The organism is Pseudoalteromonas umbrosa (assembly GCF_030125375.1).
In the GTDB taxonomy this organism is placed as follows: Bacteria; Pseudomonadota; Gammaproteobacteria; order Enterobacterales; family Alteromonadaceae; genus Pseudoalteromonas; species Pseudoalteromonas umbrosa.
This window is the reverse complement of the sequence record NZ_JASJUU010000022.1, coordinates 40,837-53,959: the sequence shown is the minus strand read 5'-3', so window position 1 is coordinate 53,959 and position 13,123 is coordinate 40,837. Positions and strand designations below refer to the sequence as shown.

Annotated in this window: 10 protein-coding genes; 4 read left to right on the top strand and 6 right to left on the bottom strand. The window is 42.5% G+C overall.

Annotation, left to right across the window (positions count from 1 at the left end; genetic code table 11):
* Positions 1-242: 242 nt before the first annotated feature.
* The gene (locus tag QNM16_RS25140; RefSeq protein WP_284022955.1) at positions 243-2,609 is read left to right on the top strand and encodes a TonB-dependent receptor; all 2,367 of its coding nucleotides are present in this window, start codon (positions 243-245) and stop codon (positions 2,607-2,609) included.
* Between the two features lie 64 nt (positions 2,610-2,673).
* Here QNM16_RS25140 and QNM16_RS25135 read toward each other — a convergent pair whose 3' ends face one another.
* The 5 genes from QNM16_RS25135 to QNM16_RS25115 all read right to left on the bottom strand — a co-directional run bounded on the left by QNM16_RS25135 (position 2,674) and on the right by QNM16_RS25115 (position 7,065).
* The gene (locus QNM16_RS25135; protein WP_284022954.1) at positions 2,674-3,354 is read right to left on the bottom strand and encodes a 4'-phosphopantetheinyl transferase family protein; all 681 of its coding nucleotides are present in this window, start codon (positions 3,352-3,354) and stop codon (positions 2,674-2,676) included.
* 87 nt (positions 3,355-3,441) lie between these two features.
* On the bottom strand, positions 3,442-3,837 hold the full coding sequence (locus QNM16_RS25130) for a hypothetical protein (RefSeq protein ID WP_284022953.1): 396 nt from the start codon (positions 3,835-3,837) through the stop codon (positions 3,442-3,444).
* Entirely contained in the window at positions 3,837-5,474 is a 1,638-nt protein-coding gene (locus QNM16_RS25125; protein ID WP_284022952.1) for a S41 family peptidase, read from the bottom strand. The genes QNM16_RS25130 and QNM16_RS25125 overlap by 1 nt, the downstream gene beginning before the upstream one ends.
* A 189-nt stretch (positions 5,475-5,663) precedes the next feature.
* Positions 5,664-6,296 (bottom strand): endonuclease, encoded by a 633-nt coding sequence (locus QNM16_RS25120; protein WP_284022951.1) that lies wholly within the window; start codon positions 6,294-6,296, stop codon positions 5,664-5,666.
* Positions 6,297-6,351: 55 nt separating this feature from the next.
* Complete coding sequence (locus tag QNM16_RS25115; RefSeq protein WP_284022950.1) at positions 6,352-7,065, bottom strand: hypothetical protein; 714 nt, start codon at positions 7,063-7,065, stop codon at positions 6,352-6,354.
* A 178-nt stretch (positions 7,066-7,243) separates the two neighbouring features.
* On the opposite strand from QNM16_RS25115, the gene QNM16_RS25110 reads away from it, so the two are divergent.
* Together QNM16_RS25110 and QNM16_RS25105 are read left to right on the top strand one after the other, a co-directional pair.
* Positions 7,244-7,624 carry a hypothetical protein gene (locus QNM16_RS25110; RefSeq protein ID WP_063361578.1) on the top strand — a complete coding sequence of 127 codons (381 nt, stop codon included), beginning with the start codon at positions 7,244-7,246 and terminating at the stop codon, positions 7,622-7,624.
* 425 nt (positions 7,625-8,049) lie between these two features.
* Positions 8,050-9,228 carry a DUF3103 family protein gene (locus QNM16_RS25105; protein ID WP_284022949.1) on the top strand — a complete coding sequence of 393 codons (1,179 nt, stop codon included), beginning with the start codon at positions 8,050-8,052 and terminating at the stop codon, positions 9,226-9,228.
* Positions 9,229-9,378: 150 nt separating this feature from the next.
* On the opposite strand, the gene QNM16_RS25100 is transcribed toward QNM16_RS25105, so the two are convergent.
* Positions 9,379-11,010, bottom strand: a complete 1,632-nt coding sequence (locus QNM16_RS25100) for an endonuclease (protein WP_417710663.1) — start codon at positions 11,008-11,010, stop codon at positions 9,379-9,381.
* Between the two features lie 269 nt (positions 11,011-11,279).
* On the opposite strand from QNM16_RS25100, the gene QNM16_RS25095 reads away from it, so the two are divergent.
* A complete protein-coding gene (locus QNM16_RS25095; protein WP_284022948.1) occupies positions 11,280-13,100 on the top strand; it encodes an assimilatory sulfite reductase (NADPH) flavoprotein subunit in 1,821 nt (606 codons plus the stop codon).
* The last annotated feature ends 23 nt before the right edge of the window (positions 13,101-13,123 follow it).

Below are 13,123 nucleotides of genomic sequence, written 5' to 3'. Positions count from 1 at the left end.
TATTGTTTCATAAATTAAAACTTTTTGATTTTTCGCTATCGGCTCAGTGTCTGTTTATGGGTCAAGTTGCACAAGCTTAGAAATTTTCATCTTTTCTTTTCTCAATTATTGTTACTTTTATTTCCCATTTACATATTTATTAGATTGAAAGTTAATAAATAGCTAACTTGTCGCTTCCGTAATTATGCAGATAAAAGGTATAATGATAATGATTATCATTGTTTATACTTTAGGAGGGTGCTTTGTCTGCATCATTAGGTCGATTGGTTGGTTTGTCTCCACTTTATTGTAGTATTGCATTGGCATTGAGCACGCACAGTAGTGTTTCGCTTGCTGATGAGCAAGAGTTAGAAAAAATCGTTGTTACTGGTCAAAAGATTGATAGAAGCTTGCAAGAGACACCGACCAGTGTTGCGGTTTTAACTGCAGCGAAGATGGATAAAGAAAATATCCAAGACTTTTATGACATCACTATGCGGACTCCTAATGTAAGTGGTGATCCAAGTACGGGTTATCGCATACGTGGTATTGACTCATATACCATTACTGGCGGGGGTAATGGGGGTCTTGCGCGTATTTATATTGATGGTGCAGCCCTATCAGAAGACATGACAGCAGCAGGGGCATTTTCAACTTGGGATCTACAACAAGTAGAAGTATTACGAGGCCCTCAGTCTACTTTACAAGGGCGTAGCGCATTGGCTGGTGCTGTGATTGTAAAAACTCGTGATGCTGAACATGACCCTTCTGGCAAAGCTCGTATTATTTACGGTCAAAATGGTGAGCAGCAAGCGGCTGTTGCATTTGGTGGTAGCTTGATTGAAGATGAGCTGGCATTTCGTGTTGCCGCGCAGCATAAGCAGCGCGATGGTGATATTTATAATCCGGTGTTAAATAAAACGATGGATGATAAAGAAAGTGACTTCGTGCGAGTTAATCTAGCTTATACACCATCAGCGATGACAGCGTTGACGGCACGTTTGAGTTATTCGCAGTTTAGCAGCGAAAATGGCACGTTATTCCAATCAAGTGAATCTTCGGATCAAAATTATCCAATTACTGATATTTATGAAGAGCGATACCTCTTTGTTAATACTGACGCATTTACTGAAAATGAATCTGACCGCTGGGTCGTCAACGTAGATTATGATTTGTCCGCACAGTGGTCCCTTTCGTATACGGGGTCATATAGTGATAATGATTACACGCGTCTAAATGACAGTGATTTTGGCATTGTAAAATCAGATGTTTGGCAACAAACGAACGATGATAAACGCCGTGGTCATGAGCTGAAATTCACTTATTCTGGTGATAAATTAAGTGGTATTTTTGGTGCATTTATTGCCAATGATGAGCGTAATATGCTCACAGATTCAGTGATTGGTTATGGATTCGCTGAAACAGGGGTACGTGAGGAACTGATCGCACAATTTACACAGATGGGTTTACCGGCAGAGGCACTTGCAGATCAAGTGATTGGTATTTATAAAGCCGCCGGTGCTGACCCTGTGTTGGTTAACGGTGCTACTAACCCAATTGAAGAAGTTGATAATCAAGCTATTTTTGCTGATTTTGTCTATCAAATAAATGACCAATGGTCTGTATTTGGTGGTGCGCGTTGGGATAAAGAAACCCGTGCAAACTCTTCGGTTGCAAGTCAAACCATTGCGCCAGAAGTCGCCTTGCCAGATCCGACACAGTTTGCACAAAACCCACTAATGGCACAGCTTATAACAGGAGTTAACAGTCTGATAGTGGCTAATGCTGAGCGGGCTTCTGGTGAGCAGCCTCGTGCAGAGGAACATTTTACTAGTTTCTTACCTAAGTTGGGTGTCACGCATGATGTGAATGAAGACATGTCGTTGAGCTTGAGCTATCAAAAAGGATATCGCTCGGGTGGCCTAGGTGTGAATACGACCAAGAATAAAATCTATACTTACGATCCTGAATATACGCATAATTATGAAATTAGCTGGCGTAGTACGTGGTTAGATGACACGCTAGTATTCAATGCGAATGCCTTTTATATCGACTGGCGAGAGCAACAAGTTCGTGTACAGCTATCTGAAAACCTCTTTGATTTGGAAGTGGTCAATGCAGGTAAATCACAGGTTAAAGGGTTTGAAGCGAGCATTGATTATGCGTGGTCAGACACAATTCAAGTTTTTGCTGGTTTAGGGTATGCCAAAACTGAGATCACCGAGTTTGAATACAATGACTCCGATGTGGTAACAGGTGATGATTTTGTTGGTCGTGCTTTTCCAAAAAGTCCAAATTGGACAGCTAACTTAGGAGTTGATTATGACTCAGGCACTGGCTGGCTTGTTAACCTTAATATGAATTATCAAGATAGTGCTAAACAGTTTGCAGCACCTGTATACCAAAGCCTAGATGAAAATGGCCAACGTGTACTAGATGATCCAGAAATCCCAAGCCGTACGATTGTTAATGCACGAATTGGCTATCAGCCAGAGAACTGGGGCATATTCTTAAGTGTTGATAACTTGTTGGATAAAAACTACGTGAACTCTAAAGGTAGTCGCCGTTGGAATTATGTAGAGTTAGGTCAACAGAGACAGGTGTCATTACAACTGGAGTATAGTTTTTAAAAGATAGGTTAACAGCTTTAAAAACGATGCTTAGGCATCGTTTTTTTATCAATTGAAGTGTTACTTATTGATGTAAGCATTCTGTCAGAACCATATTGTCGATGCATTGGTAATACACGCTGACTTCGGTGCCAATTGGTAACTTGGGATGCAGGCAGGCTGTTAAAGTAAATTGCATATGTTGATCGCTGTGTCTGACGAGCTTTGCGGCATCAAAGCCAAAAAAAGTCTGTACCTGCCCATATAGCGCTTTGTAAATACTCTCTTTAGCGGAGAATACAAGTGTCAGGGGGTTGAGGTGATCTTGTCCAAGTGACTCAAATGCAGCAGCTTCATCATCTCTTAAAATTTGACTCTGCAGCTCTAATTCTTGCTTATCGCTCATCATGTGTTCGATATCGATTCCTAGGCCTAATATGGCTGGGTTATCAGTCACCACCGCCATGGCTACCCCTTTACTATGCGTGATAGAGCCACATACGCCTGTTGGCCAGATTGGAGAGCGGTCTTCAGCACTTTGTACTATGTAATGAGGGTGTTTCAATTGCTCTAATGCCTGTGCAGCACAAACGCGCCCCGCAAGGTACTCGGCTTTTCTTTTTGCCACGGCTCGTTCTAATTTACTTGGGAGAGGCTGATTAAAGTGCGCAAAGTCAGTGTCCTGATATTGTTCTGGACTGAATGCCATGCAGCGATAAGTAAATGGTAATTGAGGTTGAAATGGTGACACGGGGGTAATGTGCATATAAGACTCCTTGGCTGAACCGCCTTAGTGTCTCTGATCACCACCGTGGATGCAAGCTAGGTAAATAAAGGTTTCAATTGGGCGTTGCTAATTTTTATCTTCATAAACGATACAACGAGAAAATTGTAGCGGAACAAATTGTGCGGTTTTGGGGTAGTAAAGTACGCATTGCTTATCGCGAATTTGTAGTTCAAATGCATTAATTGGGAGATCTGATAGTTTGGTGTACGCCATACCTGTGGCATGCTCAGCTGGAGACCGTCCATGCGTTAACAACAATTGTGGAGAGCGAGTCAAAACATCAACAGCTAGTGTCGGAGCTGTCCCTCCTTTTAGTTTCACAATGGCATCACTGAGCTCTTTTGATACAGAGGGAGTAACCTCTGTGAGTAGCGCAGGTTGTATTTGCTTAGTACTTTGGCTATTGCTACAGGCACTGATAAACAGTGCCATCACAGTGCTAATAAGCAGCTTTACGTTCATCACTTATCCGTTGTTATCTCAGTATACACGGCACCATGTTTGAGCGGTTGGTATGGCATGTAAAATGGGGCTTTGTCATTCACTACGCTTGGCGTTTGAGCTGTTTGTGAATATGATGTGCGTGCCTGGCGCTCAGGTGCTGGGCAAGTACCCGTAGCAATATGATGTAATGCGCCGGCAAATAATCTCTCACTTTTGTCTCCCAAGTCTTTACTGAAATCATCATTAAGACGGCAGCCAGGTACTTTTGCATCTAGGCCTGTTTCGCCGATTATGCTTGCCTGAGGCGTGATTATAAAGCCATCTTCATAGTCACCAAACCCTTTTGCATTAGCGGACTTATTTTGAATAGTATAGTAGACTGTGCCACAGTTTTGTTCAGGGGCAAAACCAAACGGTTTGCCTCTGGTATCGTCACCAATTAAGATAACTTCAACATCGATACCACGCAGCGCGTTAATGACACTTTCACTGGCAGAAGCAGTGTCTTGAGTCGTGAGCATATAAACTCGTTTCATCTGAGGAGATGGCAGTAAATCGTCATTATATTGTAGCGTAGTCCAGTTAATTGACTGTTTTACAAACTCAAGAGGCTCATTTTTGCTACTTTGCTTATCGTTGTGTGTTTTTATTGAGAAGGCACGTCCATTGGACTGGCTACCCGCTATCATATAGCTGACTTGTGAGGCTTGAAATACAAGCCCACCACCGTTGTAACGCATATCCAAAACAAGTTCGTCGATGTTACTTTGATTAAACGATGTAAATGCATCCACTAAGCCACTTTGTGCGCTGGCAACAAATTGATTGAACTGCATATAACCAACTAGCTTGCCTTGATGTTCAAATACTTGGGTATTGTTAACAGGCACCAGCTGTAGATCTTGTGCAGTCATCGTAACGACCTTTTCTTGCTCATTACGGTCAAGCAGGGTTAATGTAACAACTTGATCTTTTTGCGGCGTAAATGCTGTGAGGATTTGAGCTCTGTCTTCGCTTGTGAAAGTTGCAAAGTCAATATCACCAACTTTGAGTAGTCTATCACCGCGTTGTACACCTGCACTGGCTGCTGGAGTATTATCATTTACATAGGCGACATAGGCCATGCGGGACTGAGGAATAGTCCAAGTTAGGCCAAAACTTGCAGAGACGCCATCTTGCGATTCTTTTTTGAAGTCTTCATAGCTTTGGCTAAAGTGAAATTGATCTCTATCTTGACCGCTGGCCGTTTTCTGGAATGTTTTTAACTGAGCAAAATAAGCGGCAACTGTGGGGAAGGCGTTAGGATCATTATCAATGACCTCGTCGTACCAAAGGTAGGTTTCATGACTAAATGAACGCAACCACATTTTTTCATGCATCATGGTGCCTGCAACATCAGGGTAAGGGGTGTTCTCAAATGGATCAATACCACTGCGAGGCGCTTCACAGCGATGTGCAAATTGCGAAGCGGGTGCAAATTGACCTGCTTGCCAATTGGGTGCTGTAGTATCAGGAACGGCAGGGGGAGTAACAGGTGTGCTTACAGCATTTGTATTACTCGTATTTGTACCACCAGAGCCGCCACAGCCAGCGATAAAGGTTGATGTGAGTGCCATGCAAACTGCAAGGTATAACGTGTTATTGCTCAATCTCATATCCGTTCCTAACTTTTTACTGCATTACCCTAAATGATTAGACCTGAATTAATCGGTGATGCTTTCAATTGTACGTGCAATATCAATATTAGAGTCAAATTATCAATTGCAGCTTTGGATTACAATCTAATTAGTGCGTGTTACCAATTTAAATACACTGACATGAAAATTTTTATGTCAGTGGGTACTTTAATGCTCAACTTTGGCCCATGTCTCGAATAACTTCTTTTGTTTGTCGCTAATGACCAAGCCATAAGTTTGCTGCATATAAAAATAGGCATGTGCAATTTGCTTGCGAGCTGATGGGGGGGGCTCGATAACGCGTTGTTTAAAACTTATCTTCACTGCGCAGTTGCCATGTCTAAAGGGGGTGTCCGGTAACATACCAAAGCGATAATTACTGCGGTCTCCATTTATTTCCCCGATCGTGGGAGCAAGGTTATTGGGGTCAGCCTCCATACGACGAAATAGAGCGTTGACTTTGCGACAGTTGGCGCGACCACCTTCTTGCCAGCATTGCAGTTGATGGCCAAACTCCCATGCCGGCACTATGTGTTCCCATTCAATTCGGGTGGTACGACTATTTGGCTTGCCATTGCGTGTAATCGGTTTTCTTGGCCGATAACCGCATTCTTGTGTTTTTGGGATTAGCTTTTTTCCCTGCCGAGTAATACCACATTCGCAATATAGTGTTTTAGTTGTGTCGCTGAGCTGCGAAGAGAGATGTTTTTTTGCTTGATAGAAGCTTGTGAAGGTATTTGCCGCTGTATGTTGTGTACAAAGCAGTAAAAACAGTAAGCAAATTATTGATACAAAGGGCATGTCTCTCACCTGAAGTGAACGTCGAAACTGCCCTTAGATTATCCTATTTTACTGCTTAGTTGTACTTAGGTTGATGACGACGACGTCGCCATGGAGGAGATTGTAGTAATAAAACAAATCCTGAAATACAGAACAATACGCTGGTAGCTGAGAAAGAAATGAGCAGTGGGTTATTAAAGTCATCTCTTTCGTCATAATCCATAATATGTAACATCCAAAAGAAATCAAAAATACGCCATATTGTACTGCGTACAGTGATCACTTGTCCGCTATCACTATCAAGATAAAGCGTGGTACTGACAGTATCGGCAAAAACAACTTGCCAAATATTTTTTCGATATTGCACTTCTCTTGGTCCTTCTGCCAGAAATGTTACGTGTGCAATTTTGGCGTCTCCTAGATAATGTGCTTTGGCTTGTTGTTCGATATGAGTTTGGCTCGGCGCTTGAAATAAAGCCCCCGTTTTGCCATCAAAATAAGCAGTCGTATTGCCATTTAATTTGATTATTGGGGTATGTAAAAAATGTTTGTATTCAATACTAGTAAGCTCAGCAACTTGTTGCTTTAGGTTGTCTAAGCTTGCGGTGTAATGCAATGCATTGAAAGGGTTGTCTAGCTGTCGATTGGCGAGGTGTTTACCATGTACCATTTCTAACGGAATAGCACTCATAACGAGTCCACCAAGTAGCCAAGCAAATATTTGTAGAGCCAGTAAATAGCCAAGGTATTTGTGTATTTTTCTGGCGGGTTTTAATGCGCTTTTGATCATTGCTCTGTTATTTAGTCAAAATTGCTGATAGCTTATTGAAATTGGCGTAAAATCCACAGTGACAAATTGTCGCACCCAAAAGTATGACTTGTGTATATTGCAAATGTCTATGCTTGCGTGCGGACTGTGTATAAACATAGGGCCTCAGGTCCACTCAAAGCAAGGTAACGCATTCGCAATGTCAGAAATCCAATTTTTAAATGTCGACTTAGAATTAGAATCCAAACATGACATCTCCGCTTTGGTTGCAGATTTAAAACGCAATGCGGTTGTATTGCACTATGACAAAGATGAGTATCGTGAGCTTGCACGCATTGAAGCGAGTGTTGAAGTGAGTAGCCCGAATAAAGCGATAAACCACCTTTGTGAACTCATTGAGTCATGTTCAAAAGCGGCACTTAAGCAGTGGCTTAGCTGTAAAAAACGCACATTTGATATTGGTTTTGTATCTGGTGAAGCACCAAAATGTTATTCACAGGCAATTGATGTAGATACTTTATTGCGGATCTCTGCCATTGGTGCAGGTATTGAGATCACACTTTATCCAATCGAAAAGTAATCTCGTCTTCCTAAAGGGCCTCTGTACAGAGGTCTTTCCTCCTAGTGAACTTTACTGTTTAGACCAACGTGTAGCGTTTAATCTACTTATGTTTCCAGCCTCATTTGCTAATCGCTATTAAACTGGATCGTGGTGATTTCGAAGAGGTTGGATCAAAAAGAGATTCAACCGTTTTTCAACTAACACTCGTTATGACTAATTATTAATCAAAACGAATTGTTGCTAAAAATTTATTATTTTAAGTTTCATAAAATACTAATATTATCCATTAAATTCATGGGTATAGTGAAAAGTTAAATTTTTACATGTTAATTCATTATTAATTTCTTGATAAATTAAGTGGGCTGTTTTAATGTGGCTATGCGAGTAAACACACTTTAATCGCTGCTTTTGAGCAAACACACGGATTATTTCAAGGAAATGTTATGCATAGGTTACTAAAATTAGCCTCAGTGACTATCGCTATGGCTTTTATGAGTGGAAAAGCGTCAGCACAAGCGCTTGATATACAGTCAAGTTTAGATTCTTCGTTACACTCGGTTGATAAGTTTAATGCTGCAAGCTTTCAGGTGGCTGACATCAAGCGCGTTGTTGCCAAAGCCGTTGCCCGAGATATTATCAGTCATGAGCAGGCTTGGTTAGGGCAGCTTGATAGTTTCAATAAACTTAATCTCTCAACAATGATGCTTTCTAGTGATGTGTCTGCACTTGGTGTTAAAGCCAGTGGCTTGACGCGTCAATTGAAAGGTTTATCAAATGGTGGTCATCAGGTTTATCAAGTTCGTTTGGCAGATCCAGCAATGTTGGATGCTTGGCAGCAAGGTCAGTCGCCTCTAGTTGCATTTGCGCCTCGCGGTGAAGATACACAGTGGCTGCATGTAGAAGCTTTTGATAAACATGGTCAGCTCCATTTACTCGATGCGACACAATTGCCACAACAGCCAGTATTGGTGGTTGAACTTGATAAGCAAGTCGTGCACAAGGCGGGGATTGCGGTAATGCGTGAGGTGTTTACTCAGTATCAAACCCGTAATTCTTCAGTGGATGACGTTGTGTCGCTTAGCTTGATGCAAACCGAAACAGCTATTTCCACTTCAGTGATCAACCGTATCCGTCTCAATGATGACAAAGAACCTTGGGTATCTGGTGCAGCAGAGGTCTATGCGATAGTCAATGGCGTCAGTCCAAGCAGAGATGAACCTGTGCTCGATGTTGTCGATTTACCGTATCTAGATCATGATGGGCAAGACTACACGCCGAACCAAATTTTAATTCATTGGGAACGTTATCGCTGGCAAGCAGCCGATGTATTGCTAATGGAGCATGACGACAATACGAATTACCAAGAACTGGCAGTTGCTTTTTTAGATGTGGTCACACAAGCGATGAAGTTGATCCCTAACCCGAATGTGCAAGGCTATGCCATCATTCCTCAGTTAACCAATGAGCTTATTAAAGCGATGCCAAGTCATTGGTTTAGCAATGATGATGACTACGTTGATGTGTTTTACACTTTATTCGAAAACCGCAGGTACTCTAACTTAATGGGGGCCAGCAACAATGCGAAAATGACTTTATCTCCCTTAACGATAGAGCCTAGGTAAGTGCACTTTTAAATCGCAGCGGTGGTGGAAGATCGATTCGATTTATGAGTTAGGAACATGGTTACCTTACCTACTTTAACACTCACGTAGACTCTGCGCTGAGTATGTTATGCGGCCCAATGGAATGGGCCGCTTTTTTATGTTTTATTTTTACCAAATGAGGTCGACAAACTCTGGGTGGTCTACATACGGGTTGCGATTGCCTTGATATTCATAGGCAGCTTGATTACGCGCACGTTCAATCTCATCGACAGGATCTTGTTGATGCCAGCGTTTAAGCATATTAATTACCCAAGTTTCATAGACAAGCCCTGACGTGCCATTGAGCACATCACTGCCATAACTTGATTTGTTGTGCCAGCTAGCAATGACATTCTCATATCGTGTCGCCATATAGAAATAAATCCGTGCAAAATCACCTTTGAAAGCATCAATTGGCTCAAAGACTGTGCCATTGTAGCCAATGCCAGACGCGCTCCCGACTTTACTACCGTTTGAAGAGGTATAACTGGCACTGCCAACTTCACCAAATGGGAAGCTATTGCGCTTTGCATTAACGTAGCCGTCAGATGCAACAATGTGGTGTACATCTGAATTCATAGGTTCCACTTTGCCACCAAACCAACTTTTTGGGAAAGAGTGTTCACGGTTATAACAATCTCCTTCACCACGATAACTGCCACACTGATCGCCTACGGCAACAAAATTAATCGCATCTGAATTGGTTGGTTGTTCTGAGTAGCGATCAAGCACCGAGTTATCTTTTTCGAAATAGCGGTCGCGTTCATGTTGGTCGATGAAGGACCATAAAGCACCATAGCCTTGGTTGTTGTGGTTTTTAATGATGGCGTGTAGTTCTGATTTGAGGGCTAGGCCAGTTAAGCCTGCGGCAGTGGCATAATAGCCTGTAGGGTCTTGGCCGTTGCCACCATCGTTACCTAGAGTAAATTGCTTTTGTTCTTGATTGGTGAATTGCCCACCAGATATCAGAGTCTGACCGTTGTGAGAAAATTCGTAACGGCCATTGCCCTGTGAGCAGCAAATACCGTCACCATAGCTATCAAAAATAGTGAAGGTATAGGTATCATCGGTTAAACATAGAGTGTCAGTGACGGTTTGATTATTACTATAACCGCTGCCATTTTTTATGATTTGCCCAGCTTTGTTTGCCAATTGCCAGCTGGTTTCGCTGGCGTAGTTATCTGTTTTGAGCGTAAAGCTCACCGAATTGTGTTGGCAATCTGAGGGTGGTGGGGGTGGCGGTGGAGTTGTTGCGTTGCCTGTACTGTAGTTGTCGATATATACGACTTCGCTACCGTCAAATCCAGTGACATCATAAAATCGTAAGCCCACTTCAATATTTTTTGAAGTGCTTGCCTTGTATTGGTAGCTTATTTGCTGCCATTGAGCTGTAAGTTGTGGGTTTGAATAGCCTCGATAGCCATCAATATAAAGGCGGGCCTTCACTCTCCCTTCGGTGTGATAAACCCAGGTGCTGAAGTCATACGTTTGCCCTGCAACAACGGCAATACTTTGGCGTAAATCTGTATTGCCTTGTGTTGCAGTATTAACGGTAATGGCAGCCGCTGTCTGACCTGCCTGTACCGGAGTAGTGACTGGAGAGGTTGTGATCCCAGAATCAATAGTAGACCAATTACTCGGTCTATCGTATTGCCATTGTTCAAAGCTACCATTATTGATCTGCGCTTGGCTTCCTGCACTAAAAATCATTGCTAAAACAGCTGGTTGGTAATGTTTTTTTATTGTCTTATATAATTTCATTATGTTCTCTTATTGTGTTGGGCTGATAAAACACGGAAGAAGAACTGCACCCCCGTTATTAAAATGTTAATAAAAAACAGATCAAAAAATAAACACTTCTTTTAATCTGTTTTCGTTGGTGTTTTTTTCTTTTCATAACTAAAAGGAATAACAAAGCAGATACTGTTCTTTTTGTTGAGGGATAGGAACAGTATCCTGCATGCTATTAAATGACCTGCACACTAAAGTGCCAGAGCAAGTAAATCGAAATGGGTTACGGGGAATAAACAATGTTGTTAAGTCAACTGAGTGCTGCGGCAAGTCCGCTTTCACAAGAACAACTGCAAAAGTTACAGGGGTTAGTGGCTGAACTAAACCCTATTCAACAAGCTTGGGTGAGTGGTTACTTGGCTGCAAATGCCAATACTGCGGCGCTTGGTGGCGTGCTTGGTCAAGCTGCGGCACCTGCGCAAGATGCTGCGCCATTAACCATCTTATATGGCTCGCAAACAGGCAATGCAAAAGGCGTTGCTGCTCAGCTAGAGGCACAGGCTAAATCACGTGGCCTAGATGCTAAGTTAGTGAACATGGCAGATTATAAGCCTGGCAACTTAAAGAAAGAAAAATTTATCGCCGTTGCTGTGTCAACTTACGGTGAAGGTGAGCCGCCAGAAGATGCTGAAAATCTACATGAGTTTTTAGTTGGCAAGAAAGCGCCTAAATTAGACGGCGTTAAAATTGCAGTGCTAGGCTTGGGGGATTCAAGTTACGAATTTTTCTGTCAAACGGCCATTGATTTTGAAGAGCGTCTACAAAAATTAGGTGCTGAAAGTGTCGTTGCGCGTGCTGATTTAGATGTTGATTATGAAGAACAAGCTGAGGCGTGGATTTCATCAGCACTTGATGCGTTTGAGCCAGAGCTCAAAGCACAGCAAGCTGCTGGTGGTGCTACGAATGTTGTGAATGCTCCGTTTGGTGCCCCTCAACCTGCACATAGCCAGTATACAAAGCAAAATCCATTTACCGCTGAAATTTCTTCGGCTGTGAAGATCACGGGTCGTGATTCAACTAAGGATGTGCGTCATATTGAAATTGACCTTGACGGTTCTGATATTAGCTATCAGCCAGGTGATGCATTAGGTGTGTATTTCTTAAATGATGAAGCACGGGTTGATGAGATACTAAGCTCATTAAATATTGACCCTCAAAGCGAAGTAAAACTCGGTGATGACACTTTCAGTGTACGTGATGCACTGATTGAAAAACTTGAACTGACTCAGTCATACCCTGGATTCGTTGAAAAGTATGCAACAGCCACTGGGAATGAGGAATTGGCTAAGCTAGTGACAGACAAAGCCGCGCTGCGTGAATATTTAGAAGCGCGTCAGATCTTTGATGTTATCAAACAAAACCCAAGCGAGATTGCAGCGCAAACACTGGTTGAATGTTGTCGTAAACAACAAGCGCGCTTGTATTCTATTGCATCGAGCCAAGCTGAGGTGGAAGAAGAAGTCCACCTAACGGTTGGTCTAGTTGAATTTGAAGCATTTGGCGAGCAGCACTTTGGTGGCTGTTCTGGTTTCTTGGCGCATCGCGTCGAAGAAGGTACCAAAGTCAAAGTGTTTAGTGAGCACAATGATAACTTCCGTTTGCCAAGTGATGATAACACACCTGTGATCATGGTTGGTCCAGGTACAGGTATCGCGCCATTCAGAGCATTTTTACAAGAGCGTGATGCGCGTGAGGCTGAAGGAAGCAATTGGTTGTTCTTCGGTAATCCTCACTTTACACAAGACTTCTTATATCAAGTAGAAATTCAAGGGTATGTGAAGTCAGGGCTGCTAAATCGCGTTGATTTAGCATTCAGCCGGGATCAGGCAGAAAAAATTTACGTTCAAGACCGCTTACGTGAAAAGGGCGAAGAAGTTTTTGCTTGGTTGGAAAAAGGTGCACATTTCTATGTATGTGGCGATGCTACACGTATGGCCAAAGATGTGCATCAGGCCCTGTTAGACATCGTGAAAACCTATGGTGGTAAAGATGATGAGCAGGCCGAGCAGTATTTGAAAGAGTTGCGTAGTGCTAACCGTTATCAAAAAGACGTCTATTAATAGACGTCATCACGCACTTTTAC